The organism is Nitrococcus sp., assembly GCF_059432795.1.
Genome location: NZ_JBXWZQ010000123.1, coordinates 1 through 18,458, shown reverse-complemented (window position 1 = coordinate 18,458; position 18,458 = coordinate 1). Strand labels below are relative to the sequence as shown.

The window sequence follows — 18,458 nt, the reverse complement described above, 5'->3', positions numbered from 1 at the left end:
TCCTCGGTCTGATCCATCATGTTCTCTGTGGCCTCATCCGTCTCCTCGGCGGCCTCGTCAATGTTTTCACCGGCCTGCTCAGCAGGGCCTTCGGAATCGCCGCATCCGCTCAGTGCGAAAGGCAGAGCGCCCGCGAGTAGCAGAATAAATATCAGAGTGCGTATTTTCACGATCACCTCGCTCGATTTGTGACTTGGGATGATAGGCCATCCAACTAAAAGGCAAAGTGTATGACCTTCCTGGATGGACGACGTTGGGTTAGACATTCGAACGCGTAGATATATTCTTTCCCGTATAATGAATAGGCGATAACTTTATTTAAGCTCCCCATATCGCAAAATTCCAGATCTCCTTGTAGTGCGGTGAATGGAAAGCCGCAAGAATGAATTCTAGAATCGCACGAGCAACTGGCCGAGCACAAGCTACGGTGCCCGGGTAATCGCAGAGCGTTCGAGCGTGCGTTTGTCGCCGTGGACAGCGAATTGTGGTAATGCAAAAGTGAACACCCGATGTGGTGGTATGGCCACAGGTCCTAGCTGGGTTGATCACCGCGCTTTTGGTGATTTCAGCGCTTCCGTGATCGGCAAACTAATTGCCGAGGCCAATGATCACGCTGGCGGCATCGAACAGGGCGCACGCCTGCCGCCCGGGCTGAATGCCCAGCCGATCCGCGCTCTCATTGGTGATCACGGCGGCAATGGTCCTATCGGCACTGAGCGCGATGACCACGTCGCTGTTGACGGCGCCGCGATGCAGGCGTGCTACCTCACCGCAGAGCTGGTTGCGAGCACTTATTTTGCGCGTGACATCGGCGGTGGTGGCCACGAGGATGGCGGAGGATTTGACGAGCGCGGCCGCAGTGACACCTGGCTGCAGGCCCAGACGGGCGAGGCTCTCTTCGGTGATGGTTGCGACGATGTGCTGGTTTTGCCCGAGATCCAGTTGCACCTCGGCATTGACGGCGCCGTGGTGAATGGAGCGGACCTCGCCCCAGAGCTGATTGCGGGCGCTGGTTTGTAAGTGCAGCCTTTCCAGCAGCGGCATCATAGTCTCCAGACCGCGGATCCGCTGGCTGAGACCGGCGAGGAAGCGTCGATGCTCCTGCTCGAGGCCCCGAAACACCCGAACCAACTCGCGGCCGCGCTCGGTCAACCGCGTCCCCCCGCCGCCGCGGCCTCCCACGGCACGTTCCACAAGGGCGCGGTCAGAGAGGTTATTCAGCGCCTCGATTCGCTCCCAGGCCGTGCGGTAGCTGATACCCGAGGCTTGGGCGGCGCGGGTGATCGAGCCGTGCTCGGCGATGGTCTCGAGCAGCTTGATCCCCTCCTCGCCGAGCAGGAGTCCGGTGCGGTAACGTACTTGAAGGCCGGCTTCGAGCGCCGGCGCGTTGTCGTCGTTGCTGATCATGGTCTGCACTCGACTTGGGTGAATGGCTCTCTGCCACAACGTCGCGAAAAAACCGCCGATAGCACAAGCCGCGGAGGAGCAATTTCGCAGAAGGCCTATTCGCCGCGCTGCGGTGCGCCGCGTGGCATGAAAGCTTTCGCCGGTGAACATCCGGGCCCGTCAAAACTGGCAGCGCGGACAATAGTAGGTAGCTCGCTGGGCCCGCCGTTCCATGCGAATGATTCCCGCGCATCGATAACAGGGCTCGCCGCCCCGGCCGTATACCTCCAGGCGCTGGCGGAAGTAACCGGGGCGCCCGCCGCTGCCGGTGAAATCCCGCAGCGTCGTGCCGCCCGCGGCGATCGCCTCGGCGAGCACGCTCTTGACCGCCGCGACCAGCCGCGCGTAGCGAGCGCGACCGATGCGCCCGGCGGGGCGCATGGGACGAATGGCGGCGCGGTAGAGTGCCTCGTTGGCGTAGATATTGCCGATCCCCACGACCACCCGCGCATCCATTAACAAGGCTTTGACGCTGACTCGGCGGGCATGGCCGAGCTGATGCAGATAATCGGCATGGAAGGCGCTGGACAGCGGCTCGGGACCCAGATGGGCCAATAGGTGATGGCGTTGTGTGTCGCCGCTGCTCCAGTGCAGGCTGCCGAAGCGGCGAGGATCCGTGTAGCGCAGCGTTGGCCCGCCTGTCAGAACGATATCGAGGTGTGCATGGGCAAGCGGCGGTTCCGTGGCTGCCACCAGCCGCAAGCTGCCGGACATACCGAGGTGGAGGATCAGAGTGGCCTCGTTTTCGAGGCAGAAGAGCAAATACTTCCCTCGGCGTTGCACGCTGACGATGCGGCGATTCTCGGCTCGAGCGGGCAGGCTCTCGGCGATCGGCCAGCGCAAGCGAGGCTCGCGTACGACGATCTTTGCGATTCGCCGGCCGCGTACGTGCGCTTCGATGCCGCGGCGGGTGGTTTCCACTTCCGGAAGCTCGGGCATGAGGTGGCGATGCCGTTACCACACGGAGCGAATCCCGTCGGCCCAGCGCACCGCCTCTACGTAGGCGCGATTGGTCTCGGTGGCGCTCAAACCCAGTTCCCGAATGCGCGCAATATGTCCCAATTCGAGATCTTGGACGGCGCGCAGCACCTGTCCCTCGGGACCTTCACCGCGCAATAGGGCGGCCGAGACGGACGACTTCACCGGCAGGCGCTCGAGAATTTGCTCTAGAGGCGCATCCAACAATGCGTCGAGTCCCGAGAGCAGCCCGACCATAAAGCAGCGCGCGGGGAACTCGACTCCGAGGATGCGGCCCGCGGATTCGCAGAAACGCGCGCGTACCATGGCACCGACGGCCAGCTCCTGCGGCTTGTCCGGAATCGATGCCAGGGCCATCAAGGCGGTCCACGTCTGCAGCTCCTGGGTGCCGAGATAAACGACGGCTTGGCGGATGGAGTCAATCCGCCGCCGCAACGGGAAGTACGAGGAGTTCAGGTAACGCAGCAGCTTATAGCTCAACGCCAGGTCACGGCTGATGAGCTCTTCGAGCTCGTCGAGCTCCACATCCGGCCTTTGCAACGCCGCAATCAGCTCCAGAATACGCAGGCGGCTGGTCGGAATGTCATTGTTGGTCATCGTGCTGGGACGGCTGAGAAAGTAGCCTTGAAAGTAGTCGAAGCCCAAGCGCTTGCAGGCCTCGAAGACTTCCGGAGTCTCGACTTTCTCGGCGAGCAGCATGACGTCGAAGGAGCGTAGTAGGCGTACCTGCTCGGCCAGCGCCGAGAGGCTCAGTCGCGGTATTTCGACCTTGACCAGATCGGCACGCTCGAGAAGCGGATGCAGTGACGGATCGTAGACGAAATCATCGAGCGCGATGCGATAACCGCTCGCGCGCATGAGCTCGAGACCTTTGAGAATCGCGGGCTCCGGCGGCGTATTTTCGAGTATTTCCAGTACGACGCGATCGGCGGGTAGCGGGAGACTGCCGTGGTTGACGACGAAGCTTCGCGTCATGTTGATGAAGGCGAGTCGATGCCCGACCAGTTCCTCCAGCCCGAAGACGGTGAAGGTGTTGAAAATGACCGCTGAGGTCGCCCGGTCCGCGTCCACCACCTGCGCGTCCGGCACAGAGGAGTGGCGAAAGAGCAGTTCGTAGCCGTAGACTTCGAGCTTACGGTCGAAAATGGGCTGTCGCCCAAGAAATGCCTCATGCATTTGAAAGTGCCAAGGTAGTTTGCTGGTCGGCTGACAAGAGAGAGTCTTGTGGGGGATCCCAACGATACGCCGATTGCCGGCTTGTGAACAATGCCATGGACGTTGGCCTCGTTTGCTCGATATACTTCAAAACAATTCTTAATCCAAGAAACTGCGTTCCGAAGCAGACATCTATTTCTCCGTTACAAGGTATTCGCCGCTCATGTTGTATGGCTTATTCGAGCTGCCAGTATGGGGCTATGTGCTGGTTACACTGGCGCTGACCCACGTCACGATCGTCAGCGTGACCATCTATCTGCACCGTCACCAGGCCCATCGTGGCATGGACTTGCACCCGGCAGTTGCGCATTTCTTCCGGTTTTGGCTGTGGCTGACTACCGGTATGGTCACCTCCGAATGGGTGGCGGTACATCGCAAGCATCATGCCAAAGTCGAGACTGCGGATGATCCGCACAGCCCGCAGGTGCTCGGCCTCAGCGAGGTGCTCTGGCGTGGCGCGGAGCTTTACAAGGCGGCCGTCGATGATCCGCGCCTCGTCCGGGATTATGCGCATGGAACCCCGAATGACTGGATCGAGCGCCGCCTCTACCGCCCGCATTCCTATTCGGGCCTGGTGTTGCTGTTGCTCATCGATTTGCTCTGCTTTGGCGTGGTCGGGCTCGTCATCTGGGCCGTGCAAATGGTCTGGATTCCCTTCTGGGCCGCCGGCGTGGTCAACGGCGTGGGTCATGCCTTGGGCTACCGCAATTTCGAGCCACCGGATGCCTCGACCAACATCGCTCCCTGGGGCATCCTGATCGGCGGTGAGGAGCTGCACAACAATCATCATGCGTTCCCAAGCTCGGCCAAGTTCTCAATCAAGCCTTGGGAACTCGATATCGGCTGGATGTATATACGATGCCTGCAATATCTTGGACTTGCGCGCGTCAAGCGCATGGCGCCGCACCCGGCCATCCAGGATAAGGCCGACGTGGACATGGAAACGGTGGCGGCAGTCGTTCGTGCGCGAGTGCATGTCCTGGCCATCTATGCGCGGCAGGTGTTGCTGCCTACCTTGCGCGAAGAGCTGCAGCGGGCTGATAGATCCTGCCAGCGCATGCTCAAGCGCGGCCGGGGCGCGCTATTACGCGAGCAGAGCCTGCTCGACCGCCGCGCCGAAGTGCGCCTGGAGAACGCGTTGGCGCAAAGTCAGCGCCTGAAGACGGTGTATCAATACAGGCTACGTCTGCAGCGGCTGTGGAGTGGTACGAATCTCTCCCACGAGATGCTGCTGAAAGGTTTGAAGGAATGGTGTGCCCAAGCCGAGCTCAGCGGTATACAGACCCTGCAGGACTTCGCTCGCGGACTCCGTGGTTTTACGGTGATCCACCCGGCAGTATAGAAATGCGATGACAAGCGGGCATACCCGCGATACGCCACACGCGGTTATGCCCCACCTCCCGCCGCAGTCGCTTTGGCGACGCAATCCCTTTCGGATTACTTCAGCTTCGCCTCACGATAGATCACGTGCTTGCGCACCACGGGGTCGTACTTGCGGAACTCGAGCTTATGCGGTGTATTCCGCTTGTTCTTGTCCGTGGTATAGAAATGGCCGGTTCCAGCCGACGAGACGAGCTTGATTTTATCGCGCATGACGGGTCACCTCAGACTTTTTCCCCGCGACGGCGGATATCATCGAGAACTTTCTCGATACCGACTTTATCGATCATCCGCATGCCCTTGGAAGAGACGCGCAACCGTATCCAGCGTTGCTCGTTCTCCACCCAAAACCGATGATAGCGCAGATTGGGCAAAAAACGACGCTTGGTCTTGTTATTGGCGTGCGAGACGTTGTTGCCCGTGATCGGGCGCTTACCAGTCACCTGGCAGACCTTGGCCATGGATGCTGCCTCCCGGTTGAAATTGCAATGCTACTGCGGCGCTGCCATCGGCCGACCCGGTTGCCGGGGCAGTCACCGGCCGCGCGGCCATCTATGCGCCGGGCCTGTGCATGCCTTTTCGCTCGGTCTGAGGCTGGCGCTGCGAGGACCTGACGAACCCCGGCGCGTAGGCCGAGATAAGCGGGCGCGGAGGAGGTTCGCTTTATACCAGTATGTCGGTCAATGTACAACCCGAGCCGGCTTGAAATTCCTCGCCACGCCACCATTTTATGCGTAACGAGTCGCGACGCTGAGTCGAATGCCACAAAGGAGGGGTGCTTCATGGCCATTCGTCGTTACGAACCTTGGACGTTGTTCAACGAGCTGAGCAAAGAGCTTTCCCGGATCTATGAAGGACCAACGGATACGGATTCCAGCGCCCTCGCTACCAGCGACTGGGTGCCGGCGGTCGATATCCGCGAGGAGGCCGAACAATATGTGATCGATGCCGATCTGCCGGGTGTGCGACCGGAGGATATAGAGATCAACATGGAAAACGGCATGTTGACCATCCGGGGCAATCGCCAAGCGCAGTCTCAGGGATCGGGTCCGGATTACAAGCGCACCGAGCGGGCCAGTGGTGTTTTCTACCGCCGCTTCAGCCTGCCCGACACGGCGGACGCCGAACGGGTCAGCGCGCGCAGCGAACTCGGTGTGTTGCAGGTTACGATTCCCAAGCAGGAGAAGCTGCAGCCTCGGCGGATCAAAGTCGATAGTTGACAGCGCTATGGGCGGGCCCGGCAGAGCGGGCCCGCTTGATTCAAGCGTACCTGTGAGTCACGAGCGCACATGGAGTACAAGGACTACTACCAGGTTCTGGGTGTTTCGAAGGACGCTTCGAGCGAGGAGATCAAGCGCGCGTACCGCAAGCTTGCCCGCAAGTATCATCCCGACGTCAGCAAGGCGCCGAATGCCGAGCAGAAATTCAAAGAGGTGGCTGAGGCCTATGAGGCGCTCAAGGATCCGGACAAGCGGCGGGCCTATGATCAGCTCGGCAGTAACTGGCGCGCCGGCGAGGAGTTCCGGCCGCCGCCGGATTGGCACTTCAGAGGCGAGTTTACCGGCGGGGGGTTCAGCGACTTTTTCGATACCCTGTTCGGCGGGGGCGGCTCGGCGTATGAGGGAATCTTCGGCGGGGCTTCCCGTGGTCGAGGCTTCGCCCCGCCTGGCGAAGATCAAATTGCGAAGATCACGATTACTCTAGAGGAAGCCTACCGGGGGACCTCCCGCAATATCTCGGTCGACGGGCAGGAGGTCGATGGCCAAGGCTTGGCGCGACGCACGCGCCGAAATCTGCGCGTGCAGATTCCAAGTGGCGTGCGCGAGGGGCAGCGTATCCGCCTGGCCGGTCAGGGGGGGGCGGGCCTCGGGCGCGGCCGTGCCGGCGATTTGTTTCTCGAGATTCACATCGCACCCCACGCGCTCTACCAGCTCTCCGGCAAGGATGTACACCTTGTGCTGCCCATCGCTCCGTGGGAGGCGGCATTGGGGGCGACGCTCGGCGTGCCGACACTCGGGGGTCGGGTCGATCTCAAGATTCCGGAAAACTCCCAGAGCGGTCAGCGGCTGCGTCTTCGCGGGCGTGGCCTGCCGGGAGAACCACCCGGCGACCAGTATGTGGAATTGCGCATCGTCAATCCCCGCGTGCGCACTGAACACGCGCGCAAGCTGTATCGCGAGCTTGAGCGCGAACTCGGTTTCAATCCGCGGGCCGATTTCGAGAAAGGATAATTCGCCTCGCCGCGCCTCATGAGCGCATCTTGAAAAAAAACCGCGGATCCCCAAGATAGCCCATGCAAGCTTCAAGCGGGTTCGCTCGGAGCGGGGGTGAATTTCAGCACGTCACGGAACGCGCGAGGAGACAGGCATGGCAACTGAAAGTGTTCCCCACGCCGCCAACCATCACACCACCGACCGCGTCGCCAAGGCGGCCCACGATGCGGTCGATCAGGCCGCAACACACGGTGCCCGAGCCGAAGAGCGTCTGCGTAGGGCGGGCGATCGCTACAGTGACCAGTCGCGTCAGGCGCTTGATCGGATGACGGCCTACATACACGAGCATCCTTACACCGCGCTTGGATGGGCGGCCGCGGGAGGTTTTCTCATCGGACGGCTGCTGCGCTCTCGCTGAGGCGCGGTAGCGCATGGGAGAACCGAACGCGGACGAGCCGCGCGGCAGCGCGGAGGAGGCTCGATCCCCGCCGCTCAGTGAGGTCGCCGGCGCACTGCTCGAGGCCGCGCGGCGGTTTGTGCAGGATGTGGGTGAACTGCTCGGGCTTGAGACACGTCGTGCCTTCGAGGCCCTCGCCTGGATGGCGGCACTGGCGGTAATGGCGGGTCTGCTCGGGGCGGCAGCGTGGTTTTTTCTGCTCGCGGCCGCTTACACGGCACTTCTGGACCTGGGAATGGCCGCTGGGGCCGCGCTTTTGCTGCTCGCAGGACTCAATTTGCTGGGCGCACTGGTGAGCGTGGCCGTCGTTCGCCGCCTGAGCGGCGCACTGACGTTTCCCGCCGCCCGGCGGGCATTACTCGGAAATGCGGGCTATGGGGCGACTAAATCGCAGAATACGCGAACGTGAAGCGGCGATCGATGCGGATCGACGCCATATGGCCACCGCGGTGGCCATATGGCGCCTCGGCGCACGCCAGCGTGCTTCGCGCCCGGGCCCGTTGGGCGCGGCATTCGCCGGAGGTTTGATAGCCGGCTGGATCAGTGGCGGCCGTACCGGTTCGCATGCACGCCCGAGCGCGCGCGAAGCCCCGCGGCGTAGATCGAGCGCCGCGCGGCTTGCACGCGAGGTGATCTGGCCGCTCGGCCTCAGTGTCGTCCGAGCCCAGCTCAGCCGGCTACTGCTCGGTGGCGGCGATCCTCAGCGACGTTGATAGATTTCGGCATCGGCGTTGCGAAATTCGCGGGCTTTATCGCGTAATCCGCGTTCCACCGCTTCCTGCGGGTCGGAGATTTTGTTTTGCGCAGCGTATTCGCGCACTTCCTGGGAAATTTTCATCGAACAAAACCGAGGTCCGCACATTGAGCAAAAGTGCGCGACCTTGTGTGCTTCCTTGGGAAGGGTCTCGTCATGAAACGCTTGTGCTCTTTCCGGATCCAGCCCCAGGTTGAACTGATCCTGCCAACGAAACTCGAAACGCGCCTTGGATAAGGCATTGTCGCGGAGCTGCGCCGCCGGATGGCCCTTGGCGAGATCGGCGGCGTGGGCGGCGATCTTGTAGGCGACGATGCCCTCGCGCACGTCGTGCTTATCCGGCAGCCCCAAGTGCTCTTTGGGCGTGACATAGCAGAGCATGGCGGTGCCGTACCAGCCGATCATCGCTGCGCCGATGGCTGACGTGATGTGGTCGTAACCGGGGGCGATGTCGGTAGTGAGCGGGCCCAGGGTATAGAATGGCGCCTCATGGCACAGCCGCAGCTGCTCGGTCATGTTCTCCTCGATGAGGTGCATCGGGACGTGGCCCGGGCCTTCGATCATGACCTGGCAGTCGTGGCGCCAGGCAAGCTGTGTCAGCTCCCCGAGCGTGGCGAGCTCGGCCATCTGCGCCTCATCGTTGGCGTCCGCGATGGAGCCGGGCCGCAGGCCGTCGCCCAGTGAAAACGCCACGTCGTAGGCGGCCATGATTTCGCAGATCTCCTCGAAGTGCTCGTAGAGAAAGCTTTCGCGGTGGTGGGCCAAACACCACTTCGCCATGATCGAACCCCCGCGCGAGACGATCCCGGTGACCCGCTCGGCGGTAAGCGGAACGAAAGCGAGGCGCACGCCGGCATGTATGGTGAAATAATCCACGCCCTGCTCGGCCTGTTCGATGAGCGTGTCGCGGAACAGCTCCCAGGTGAGCTCCTCGGCCCGTCCGTCCACTTTCTCCAAGGCCTGGTAGATCGGCACCGTGCCGACCGGCACCGGGGAGTTGCGAATCACCCATTCGCGCGTCTCGTGGATATGCTGCCCGGTGGAGAGATCCATGATCGTATCGGCACCCCAGCGCGTCGCCCAGACCATCTTTTCGACCTCTTCGGCAATGGAGGAGGTCACGGCCGAGTTACCCATGTTGGCATTGATCTTCACCAGGAAATTCCGGCCGATGATCATCGGCTCGGCTTCCGGGTGATTGATATTGGCGGGAATGATCGCCCGGCCCCGCGCTACCTCGCTGCGAACGAACTCCGGCGAAATGTGCTGCGGGATACGCGCCTCGAAAGGCTTGCCCGCGTGGCGACGGCCATCGCCGTTCGCCGCTTGATCGCGTTCCCGGCGCTGGTTCTCGCGGATGGCGACGTACTCCATCTCCGGGGTGATGAGGCCGCGGCGAGCGTAGTGCATCTGGGTAACGATCCGCCCGGCTCGCGCCCGATGCGCCGAGCGGGTGTTCGGAAAAAGCAGCCCCGCGGTGGCAGGATCGGACCGCCGCTGCGCGGCGTAGCTCGAGCTCGGGTCTCGCAGCTGCTCGCAATCGCCGCGCTCGGCGATCCAGCTATCACGCAACGGCGGCAGACCCAGGCGCAGATCGACTTCGTGCGCGGGATCGGTGTAAGGACCGGACGTGTCGTAAAGGCAGACGGATGCATTGCGCTCAGGACCGAACGCGGACGGCGTGTCGGCCAGTGCGACCTCGCGCATGGCTACCTGCAGATCGGGGCGCGAGCCTTCCGCGTAGATCTTGCGGGAATTAGGAAACGGGCGTAGGACGGACTCGTCCAGCCGTCCGGTTCGGCCATGAGGGAGCTCTCGGGATTTGGCGCTCATCGTGTTGCCTCCTTACACAGAATCGCGAAATCGACGATACGGGCGGGGCGCAGGCAGAGGATGGGCGCCGGAAGCTTCCCTCCGCCGGTGTTAACCGGGTCAGGTTCCAAGGGACTCTCTCAGCTCCCGGCTTGACCAGGAGCACCCCCGCTTCGTCGAACGTGGCCGTCAGTTTGAACTGCATTTGCCGCGCTGGCTAGCCTGATGCGCCGGCGGCCGGGCTGACGCCGCCGGTTCGCTTCGATAATGATCCCAGAGCACGCAGGAGCCGGCGCGCAGAGCGGCTTGCTTCAGCCGTCCTTTGAGGCTGAAAAGGCCTTTTCGTGCAAGTAACACGCGGCCGGCAATCGGGGAACATTTGACTACGACATCTGTCCGACGTGATGGGCCATGAAGAATGGTCCGCAAGTCATACAAGCAAGTATGTGGAGGCTTTAATGAGCTGGGAAGATCAGAGTCAGCCATCAGAAGGGACCCGACTGCGCAGCCACGGAGGCTTGACTTGGAACGATATCCAAGGAAGCTGGCATACGTACAAGGGCAAACTCCGTCAGCGCTGGGGAGAACTCACCGTCAAGGACGTGGACGATCTCGCTAATGCTCGCAAGGAAGAGCTCTCCGGCAAACTCCAACGCGTCTACAACATGAGCAAGGAGCAAGCTGACCGGGAAGTGGAGGATTGGATCGCGCACGAGTCGGCAAGTAGGGAGAGCATGGGGGACGAAGGTTCACATCCCACAACGACTGTGTGACGCTGATCACTGCCGAATCGTCCCGATGATTGATCCCCACCATGTGCAAAGCCAGAATTCTTGAACGGGTAATGAGGGGCGGGTGAAGCTCAGTTCTCCCGCCCCTTTCTGTGCTGCCCCCGTTACCAACGCCTCCCTAGCCACGACACCCGCCCAGCCGGGCACAAGCGGCTCGCCGTCCGCCTTTCGGAAAGGCAACGGTTCATTTGGCCGGCAAGCCAACGAGTCGGGCCCGGCATCAGAAAACTCCCCGGTTGCCGGGCCTTGTGGGTCCTTGGGCGCCTTTCGCGGTGCTGACGCGGGATTTCCTCAAAGGCGAAGCCTCGTGGCGGACGACAGCCGCTTGCTTGGCCCAAGCAAACCTTCTAGGCTTTAGAGCTGTTTTGCGTCAGGGGCTAACGAGGCAGCGAGGCGATGACGGAGCTGAATTTCGAGCGCGCACGGTTCAATATGGTGGAACAGCAAGTTCGGCCGTGGGAGGTGCTTGACGAGCGCGTCCTCGACGTGCTCGAGTCGCTGCCGCGCGAGGCGTTCGTCCCGGAGCATTACCGCAATCTGGCCTACGCCGATATCCAGCTCCCCTTGGCGCACGATGAGGTGATGATGGAGCCGCGGCTAGAGGCCCGGTTACTGCAGGCGCTCGACCCGCGCCCCGACGAGTGCGCACTCGAGATCGGCACGGGGACGGGTTTTCTGAGCGCATGCCTGGCGCAGCTAGCGGGGCAGGTGACGAGCATCGACATCCACTCCGAGTTCCGCGATCAGGCGGCCGCCCGCCTCGCAGCGCAAGCCGTCCGCAATGTGCGCCTGGACGTCGGCGATGCGGCCCTCGGTTGGGACGACGGCCAGCGCTATGATGCGATCGCCGTTACCGGCTCGTTGCCTGAGCTGCACCGAGGTTATCATCGCAGCCTGAGTATCGGCGGGCGGCTGTTCGTGATCGTCGGGGAACCGCCCATCATGGAGGCGCTGCTCGTCACCCGGGTTGGGGAGGATCAGTGGGCTACCGAGAGCCTGCTCGACACATGCATCCGCCCCCTGCGCAACGCGTGCCGAACGCCGCACTTCGAGCTCTGACGGATCCGGGATGCTTGGGCACGGCCGGACACGGTGGCGTACTTTATTGCTGGGGGAGCCAGGGGATGGTCGTCGCATTCGCAGGGTACGGTCGGGAGCGTTCCGTGGCGAGCGCTTGTTGTACCGGCAGCATGGGTTTCCGGCAATGATGCACGAGAGGCGGCTATGAGCGGCCGGAGTTCCGGCGGAGACGTGCTGGATCTTGCCCCGGTCGGGCGTGCATTGCCCGCGCGAGGGCTTTTCGATCGGCGCCGAGTTCGTCGGCGCGGCCTCGGTCTGGTCTGTCTCGGTTTGTGTCTCGTGAGTTCCTGGGCCCATGCCGGCGACGACCTGCTCAGTCTCTATCAGCTGGCTCGGGTGAATAACCCCGTGCTTCGGCAGTCCATGGCGAATTACGAGGCCGTTCAGGAGCGTCGGCCGCAGGCCCTCGCCGGTTTGCTGCCCGATATACGCGCCCAGGCGAGCCGCGACCGTGTACACCTCGATCAGACCATAACCAGTTTGGCCCTGAGCCGCGATGTCTATTTTTACCAAACGCAGTACAGCATCGATCTGAATCAGCCGATTTTCGACTACAGCGCCTATCAGCGCCTGGATCAGGCCGATGCGGAAATCGCCCAGGCGGCGGCGCAGGTTCACGCCGCCGAGCAGGACCTGATATTTCGCCTGGGGCAGCGCTACTTCGATGTGCTCTCCGCGCAGACCGATCTGACTTTCGCCCGCTCCGATCTCAAGGCCATCAAACGGCAGCTCGAGCAGGCGCAGCAACAATTCGAGGTCGGGCTCATCGCCCATACGGCCGTGGAGGAGGCGCGTGCCCGGCGCGACTTGGCGGAGAGCCGGCTCATACAAGCCGAAAATGAAATCGCCAACCGGGTGGAAGCCGTACGGCAGGTCATCGGCCAACAGCCCGAGGCGCTGGCCGTTTTGGCTCACACGCCCAAGCTGAAAAGACCGAATCCGGCCGATGAAGCATCTTGGCAAGCCTCGGCGCTCGAGCACAATTGGCAGCTGATCGCCGCACGCAAGGGGGCCGAGGCGGCCATGGAGAACATCCAGGTGCAGCGCGGCGGCCACCTGCCGACGATCGGCCTGACGGCGAACGCCACGCATCAGGAGACGGGCGGCGTCTTTGCTGGCACGCTCGATCGGCAAAGCGTCGGTGTCCAGGGTGAGCTTCCGATCTTTCAGGGTTTTGCGGTGAGCTCCCGAGTCAGCGAGGCGCAGGCGCGCTACACACAGTCCCGTGAGCAGCTCGAGGAGACCCACCGCAGCGTCAGCCGGGATACCGCCAATGCCTATCGGGCCGTGCGAATGAACATTCGCCAGGTGCGGGCCCTGCGCCAGGCGGTCGTGTCCAATAAAAGCGCGCTGGAAGCAACGCAGGCGGGATACGAGGCCGGAACCCGCACCATCGTCGATGTTCTCGATGCTCAGAGCAATCTCTTTTCCGCGCAGCGCGACTACCAGCAGTCGCAGCACAACTATCTGGTCAGCACGTTGCGGCTCAAACAGGCAGCGGGCACTCTGGATCCGCAAGATCTACGGGCGGTCAACAGCCTGCTGGGTTCGCGATGAACCCGACGGGGTGGGTGGTACGCTCAATAGCGGCTCGATGAGCGCATAGAGTCGCTGTTGCGCGCCCTTGTTCGCCTCGAGTTGGCGTTGTGCCCGCTCACCCAGGGCGCGCCGGCGCGTTTCATGGATCAGCAAATCCGCAACGCGGCCGGCCAGCGCGTTGGCATCGGCAACCCGCACGAGCCCTGCCGCGTTCTCCAGGCACGCAACGATTTCGGCGCAGTTGAATACATGCGGTCCGACCAGCACCGGAAGAGCGAGCGCGGCGGGTTCGAGCACGTTATGCCCGCCTGCCGCCACCAGGCTGCCGCCGACGAAAGCGACGTCCGCCGCCGCATAGAGCTGCGCCAACTCGCCCATGGTGTCGGCCAGGTAGACCTGAGTCGTCGCGCGTACACGGTCCCCGGTACGGCGGCGTGCCGTGTCCATGCCGAACTGGCCGCACAGCGCGGCGCCGCTGTCGAAGCGCTCCGGGTGGCGAGGTACCAGTATCAGTAGCGCCTGCGGCACGCGCGCCTGTATGACGCGCTGTGATTGAAGTATGAGTGCCTCCTCCCCTTGATGAGTGCTTGCGGCGATCCAGACGGGCCGTTGTGATCCCAACGCGTCGCGCAGGGCGCGCCCGGCCTTGACACAAGCGGCGCTGATTTCGAGGTCGAACTTCAGGTTACCGCTGATCGGAACGCGCTGCGCCGGCGCGCCCAAGGCCCGGAACCGTCGGGCATCCGCCTCGCTCTGGGCGGCGATGGTATGGAAGACGTCGAGCGCGGGGCGCAGCACGCAGGCGACATGCCGATAGCGGGCCGCGGAACGCATGGACAGCCGCGCATTCGCCAGCACCACCGGTATCGCGCGACGGCGGGCGGCGGCTAGCAGATTCGGCCAGATCTCGGTTTCCACTATGATCACCAGCCGCGGTTGCACGCGCCGAAAGAATCGCGCCACGACGTCCGGCAGATCATAGGGAGCGTAGCAGTGCCGCACACGCTCGCCGAGCAGCGCGCGCACTCGCTGCGAACCCGTTGGGGTGGTTGTAGTGACCACGATCGGGATGCCGGGGTGGGCTTTCAGCAGGCGCTTGAGCAACGGAGCGACGGCTACGGTTTCCCCTACGGAAACGGCGTGGACCCAGACGGGGTGACCCGAAACGACAGGTATCAGGGCGAAGCGTTCTGCCCAACGCTGACGATAGGGCGCGGAACGCCGGGAACGCAGCAGCAGTCGTGCCAGGACAAGCGGCAGGCTCAGATAGAGCAGCGTGGAATAGAGGCTACGCCAAAACAACGGTTATTGGGCCTCCTTGCCCGGCTCGGCAGAGCTCGGTATGGGGTCTGGTATACTCTGGTGGTCCGGTCATGGAAGCGATCCACGGTGAGTGAACGCCGAGAGCGCGGGATTTACGCCCCCCGTTACTGGTCGAGTTGGCTCGGTCTGGGCCTGCTGCGCTGCGTCTCCTCTCTCCCTATGCCCTGGGCGCTCGCCGTGGGGGATCTCCTGGGACGCTTGTCCTATTATCTGCTGCCCTACCGGAGGCGCATCGTGGAGGCGAATCTCGCCCTATGCCTGCCGGAACTCGGCGCCGCCGAACGCATTGCGCTAACCCGGCAAAACCTTCGCTTCACCGGTCGCGGCTTGGTCGAGGCGGGCGTTGCCTGGTGGCGCGAGGCGGCCCTCATCCAGCGTCTGGGCCATTTCGAGGGACTAGATAACCTGGCGCAGGCACTGCGCGAAGAGCGCGGCGTCATCCTGCTGGGAGCGCACTTCACGCCGCTGGAGCTGACCGGTCGTATCATGCTCACCCAGATTCCGTTTCAGGTCATCTACCGCGAGCAGCGTAATCCGGTGATCGAGCGCTGCATGCGCAATAACCGCCGCCGACTCTACGAACGCGCCGTCTGGCGCGGCGACCTGCGCTCGCTGGTCCGGGCGCTGCGCGAGCGGCGCATCATTTGGTACCCGCCGGATCAGGATTACGGGCCTGCGCACTCGGTATTCGCGCCGTTCTTCGGCATTCCCGCGGCCACCCTAACCGTCACGGCGCGTCTTGTGCGACTCACCGGCGCCGCGGTCATTCCCACTTATGGCACGGCTCGGAAATCCGGCCACGGATACACGATACGATTGTACCCGCCATTGCGGGATTTTCCCTCGGGTGATGACGAGCACGATGCCAGGCGGCTCAATGCCGTGCTCGAAGCCGAGGTCCGCCGCCATCCGGAGCAGTACTATTGGGTGCATCGGCGTTTTAAAACCCGTCCCGACGGCGCGCCGGGGTTCTACCCGCTCCGTCGGCGCAAGCGGATGCGGCGCAGGCCATGAGGATTCCCGATTTCCGCCAGCTCAAAATCCTGGTCGCCGGCGATGCCATGCTGGACCGCTATTGGTACGGGCAGACCGGGCGCATTTCTCCCGAGGCCCCGGTGCCGATCGTGGGTGTCGCGCGCACGGAAGACCGCCCGGGCGGCGCGGCCAATGTCGCGCTGGCATTGGCCACGCTCGGCGTCCAGACTGTTCTGGTGGCGCCCGTTGCTTGCGACGAGGCGGGCGATGCACTGCGCGCCTTGCTGGCCGAGGCCGGCGTCAGGACGCACTGGCTCGAGCAGCCCAACGGCATCACCACCACCAAGCTGCGGGTCATGAGTCAGCACCAGCAAATGCTGCGAGTCGATTTCGAGGGCGCACCGGCGGGTGTTACGGGCGTATCGGCACAAGCCTTGGAGCCGAACCTGCCGCACGTGGACGCGGTCATACTCTCCGATTACGCCAAAGGGGCGCTGACGCGGGTCGAGCCTTTGATCGATGTGTGCCGGGCGGCGGACCGTCCGGTGCTGGTCGACCCCAAGCGAGCGGATTTCACGGCGTACGCCGGCGCTAGCGTCCTGACGCCGAATCGCGCGGAGCTCGAGCGAATGGTGGGGGTGTGCGACACGGATAGCGAGCTGACCGAGCGTGCCCGCGAACTGCTGTCTCGACTGGACGTCGCCGCGATGGTGGTCACCCGCGGCGAGGCAGGCATGAGCGTGATCGAGCGCGACGGTGGGTCGGTGCAAATCGGTGCGCGCGCCCAGGAAGTCTTCGACGTGACGGGCGCCGGCGATACCGTGGTTGCCGTGCTGGGCGCTGCGTTGGCCGCAGGGGAGGAGCTGGCGCAAGCGGCGGCGTTGGCGAATCTGGCGGCCGGCGTGGTCGTGGGTAAGCTCGGCACGGCCGCGGTCAGCCTACCGGAGCTGCGAGCGGCGGCTCGGCGCTGGGCTCCGACCGACAACGACCGAGGGATCGTCAGCGAGCGCGAGCTGATCGCGCTGGTGCGGGAGGTTCGGCAGCGCCAGGACCTCGTGGTCATGACCAACGGCTGCTTCGATATTCTTCATCCGGGCCATGTGGCCTACCTCGAGCGGGCGAAAACCTTCGGCGACCGCCTCATCGTCGCGGTGAACGACGACGATTCGGTATGCCGGCTCAAAGGCCGCGGCCGACCCATAAACCCTTTGGCGCAAAGGATGGCGGTCCTGGCCGGGTTGGCTGCCGTGGACTGGGTCGTGCCGTTCGGCGAGGACACGCCGGCGCGGCTCATCGCGGCGCTGGCTCCGGATGTGCTCGTCAAGGGGGACGATTATCGCTTGGAGCAGGTGGCGGGTCACGAAGCAGTGCTCTCGCGCGGGGGCGAGGTGCGACTCGTGCCGGTCGAAGCCGGCTACTCGACCTCCGCGATCGTGGAGCGGGTCCATCGGGGTGGCCCGAAGCGTTAGCCCTGGCAGCGGAGAGAACAATATGGCGGTGTCCGGCGCAGCGATAGCCAAGCCCGCGGTGTCCATCCTGATGTATCATCAGGTGGGCTATTTTGCTGCACCTCGAGGTCACCGGGCGGGTTATTGTCATGTCCGGCGCTTTCGCGCGCAGATGAACTATCTCAAGTCCTTCGACTACAACGTCATCAGCTTGGACGAAGCGGTCGCGGGTCTGTTCGACGGTCGGCCGCTGCCCGCCCGCTCGGTGGTGCTCACCTTCGACGATGGTTACGAAGGATTCCGCGACCACGCCTTCCCGATCCTCGCGCGGCACGGGTTCACCGCGACCTTGTTCGTCGTCACCGGGATGGTCGGCCGCTGCGCCGAGTGGCTGGGCGATGATCAGCTCAAGGCACCGCTGATGTCGACGGCGACGATGCGCGAGCTGCATCGCGCCGGGATGACCTTCGGCTCGCACAGCACGAGCCATCCCCGGCTCTCCGGTTTGTCCGTATCCAAGCAGCGCGATCAGATCTTCCGTAGCAAAGCCGTGCTGGAGGCGGTGTTGGAGGAGGAGGTCCGCCATTTCTGCTATCCGCATGGCGATTATGACCACAGGACCCGGGAGCTGGTGGAAGAGGCCGGCTACGCGAGCGCCCTGACCGGGGTGCACGGTGCCGCGAACGCGGCGCCCAATCGTTTCGAAATTCCGCGTAAAGCGATTCATTTTGGCGACAACCTGCTGGGTTATTTCTGGAAACTCCACATGGCACCTTTGGGAAAAGAGCGCACCGCCGCACGATGAACAAGCGAGACGCCATCGCCACTGCGCAGCACGAGGCGATCCTGTCGGAGACGTCCGGCCGCCGGCCCGGGGGGCGCGCCGCGGGGATATGAGCCGAATACTCATCATTCGGCTTTCGGCGATCGGTGATATCGTCATGGCCTCCGCACTCATTCCCGCATTGCGCCGCAAGTGGCCGGACGCTCACATCGCATGGCTGGCCGAGTCGCCGGGCGCGAGTCTGCTCGAGACGAATCCGCTTT

At 63.4% G+C, this 18,458-nt stretch carries 19 protein-coding genes and 1 riboswitch; of the genes, 12 read left to right on the top strand and 7 right to left on the bottom strand.

The window, feature by feature from the left end; all coding sequences use genetic code 11:
• Positions 1-588: 588 nt before the first annotated feature.
• The 3 genes from AC52Q4_RS09465 to AC52Q4_RS09455 all read right to left on the bottom strand — a co-directional run bounded on the left by AC52Q4_RS09465 (position 589) and on the right by AC52Q4_RS09455 (position 3,600).
• Positions 589-1,407, bottom strand: a complete 819-nt coding sequence (locus tag AC52Q4_RS09465) for a TOBE domain-containing protein (protein WP_495536549.1) — start codon at positions 1,405-1,407, stop codon at positions 589-591.
• 159 nt (positions 1,408-1,566) lie between these two features.
• Positions 1,567-2,385 (bottom strand): bifunctional DNA-formamidopyrimidine glycosylase/DNA-(apurinic or apyrimidinic site) lyase, encoded by an 819-nt coding sequence (mutM, locus tag AC52Q4_RS09460; RefSeq protein ID WP_495536548.1) that lies wholly within the window; start codon positions 2,383-2,385, stop codon positions 1,567-1,569.
• A 15-nt stretch (positions 2,386-2,400) separates the two neighbouring features.
• Complete coding sequence (locus AC52Q4_RS09455; protein WP_495536547.1) at positions 2,401-3,600, bottom strand: EAL and HDOD domain-containing protein; 1,200 nt, start codon at positions 3,598-3,600, stop codon at positions 2,401-2,403.
• A 202-nt stretch (positions 3,601-3,802) separates the two neighbouring features.
• Between AC52Q4_RS09455 and AC52Q4_RS09450 the strand changes: the two genes are divergently transcribed.
• Complete coding sequence (locus AC52Q4_RS09450) at positions 3,803-4,981, top strand: DesA family fatty acid desaturase (protein ID WP_495536546.1); 1,179 nt, start codon at positions 3,803-3,805, stop codon at positions 4,979-4,981.
• A 95-nt stretch (positions 4,982-5,076) separates the two neighbouring features.
• Here the strand turns inward: AC52Q4_RS09450 and rpmG are convergent, their stop codons facing one another.
• Together rpmG and rpmB are read right to left on the bottom strand one after the other, a co-directional pair.
• Positions 5,077-5,232, bottom strand: a complete 156-nt coding sequence (gene rpmG / locus AC52Q4_RS09445) for a 50S ribosomal protein L33 (RefSeq protein ID WP_495536545.1) — start codon at positions 5,230-5,232, stop codon at positions 5,077-5,079.
• A gap of 11 nt (positions 5,233-5,243) precedes the next feature.
• On the bottom strand, positions 5,244-5,480 hold the full coding sequence (gene rpmB, locus AC52Q4_RS09440) for a 50S ribosomal protein L28 (protein WP_495536544.1): 237 nt from the start codon (positions 5,478-5,480) through the stop codon (positions 5,244-5,246).
• Between the two features lie 321 nt (positions 5,481-5,801).
• Between rpmB and AC52Q4_RS09435 the strand changes: the two genes are divergently transcribed.
• From AC52Q4_RS09435 to AC52Q4_RS09420, 4 genes are all read left to right on the top strand, one after another.
• Positions 5,802-6,239 (top strand): Hsp20/alpha crystallin family protein, encoded by a 438-nt coding sequence (locus AC52Q4_RS09435; RefSeq protein ID WP_495536543.1) that lies wholly within the window; start codon positions 5,802-5,804, stop codon positions 6,237-6,239.
• A gap of 69 nt (positions 6,240-6,308) precedes the next feature.
• Positions 6,309-7,250, top strand: coding sequence for a DnaJ C-terminal domain-containing protein (locus AC52Q4_RS09430; protein WP_495536542.1), 942 nt, complete (start codon positions 6,309-6,311; stop codon positions 7,248-7,250).
• A 136-nt stretch (positions 7,251-7,386) separates the two neighbouring features.
• The gene (locus tag AC52Q4_RS09425; RefSeq protein ID WP_495536541.1) at positions 7,387-7,650 is read left to right on the top strand and encodes an ElaB/YgaM/YqjD family protein; all 264 of its coding nucleotides are present in this window, start codon (positions 7,387-7,389) and stop codon (positions 7,648-7,650) included.
• A gap of 13 nt (positions 7,651-7,663) precedes the next feature.
• Positions 7,664-8,098 (top strand): hypothetical protein, encoded by a 435-nt coding sequence (locus AC52Q4_RS09420; RefSeq protein ID WP_495536540.1) that lies wholly within the window; start codon positions 7,664-7,666, stop codon positions 8,096-8,098.
• 291 nt (positions 8,099-8,389) lie between these two features.
• On the opposite strand, the gene thiC is transcribed toward AC52Q4_RS09420, so the two are convergent.
• On the bottom strand, positions 8,390-10,276 hold the full coding sequence (gene thiC, locus AC52Q4_RS09415) for a phosphomethylpyrimidine synthase ThiC (protein ID WP_495536539.1): 1,887 nt from the start codon (positions 10,274-10,276) through the stop codon (positions 8,390-8,392).
• Positions 10,277-10,334: 58 nt separating this feature from the next.
• A riboswitch (TPP riboswitch) is annotated at positions 10,335-10,435 on the bottom strand.
• 278 nt (positions 10,436-10,713) lie between these two features.
• On the opposite strand from thiC, the gene AC52Q4_RS09410 reads away from it, so the two are divergent.
• The 3 genes from AC52Q4_RS09410 (at position 10,714) to AC52Q4_RS09400 (ending at position 13,683) form a co-directional block, all read left to right on the top strand.
• Positions 10,714-11,028 (top strand): CsbD family protein, encoded by a 315-nt coding sequence (locus AC52Q4_RS09410; protein ID WP_495536538.1) that lies wholly within the window; start codon positions 10,714-10,716, stop codon positions 11,026-11,028.
• A 414-nt stretch (positions 11,029-11,442) separates the two neighbouring features.
• Entirely contained in the window at positions 11,443-12,105 is a 663-nt protein-coding gene (locus AC52Q4_RS09405; protein ID WP_495536537.1) for a protein-L-isoaspartate O-methyltransferase family protein, read from the top strand.
• Between the two features lie 165 nt (positions 12,106-12,270).
• Entirely contained in the window at positions 12,271-13,683 is a 1,413-nt protein-coding gene (locus AC52Q4_RS09400) for a TolC family outer membrane protein (protein WP_495536536.1), read from the top strand.
• Here AC52Q4_RS09400 and waaA read toward each other — a convergent pair.
• Complete coding sequence (gene waaA / locus AC52Q4_RS09395) at positions 13,648-14,967, bottom strand: lipid IV(A) 3-deoxy-D-manno-octulosonic acid transferase (protein ID WP_495536535.1); 1,320 nt, start codon at positions 14,965-14,967, stop codon at positions 13,648-13,650. The two genes, AC52Q4_RS09400 and waaA, sit on opposite strands and share 36 nt — an antisense overlap.
• An 87-nt stretch (positions 14,968-15,054) precedes the next feature.
• Between waaA and lpxL the strand changes: the two genes are divergently transcribed.
• The 4 genes from lpxL to AC52Q4_RS09375 all read left to right on the top strand — a co-directional run.
• Positions 15,055-16,002, top strand: a complete 948-nt coding sequence (gene lpxL / locus AC52Q4_RS09390; protein WP_495536534.1) for an LpxL/LpxP family Kdo(2)-lipid IV(A) lauroyl/palmitoleoyl acyltransferase — start codon at positions 15,055-15,057, stop codon at positions 16,000-16,002.
• On the top strand, positions 15,999-17,432 hold the full coding sequence (gene hldE / locus AC52Q4_RS09385; RefSeq protein ID WP_495536533.1) for a bifunctional D-glycero-beta-D-manno-heptose-7-phosphate kinase/D-glycero-beta-D-manno-heptose 1-phosphate adenylyltransferase HldE: 1,434 nt from the start codon (positions 15,999-16,001) through the stop codon (positions 17,430-17,432). The genes lpxL and hldE overlap by 4 nt, the downstream gene beginning before the upstream one ends.
• Positions 17,433-17,454: 22 nt before the next feature.
• On the top strand, positions 17,455-18,216 hold the full coding sequence (locus AC52Q4_RS09380; protein WP_495536532.1) for a polysaccharide deacetylase family protein: 762 nt from the start codon (positions 17,455-17,457) through the stop codon (positions 18,214-18,216).
• An 88-nt stretch (positions 18,217-18,304) separates the two neighbouring features.
• Positions 18,305-18,458: glycosyltransferase family 9 protein (locus AC52Q4_RS09375; RefSeq protein WP_495536550.1), on the top strand; the 154-nt coding region annotated here is incomplete at its 3' end.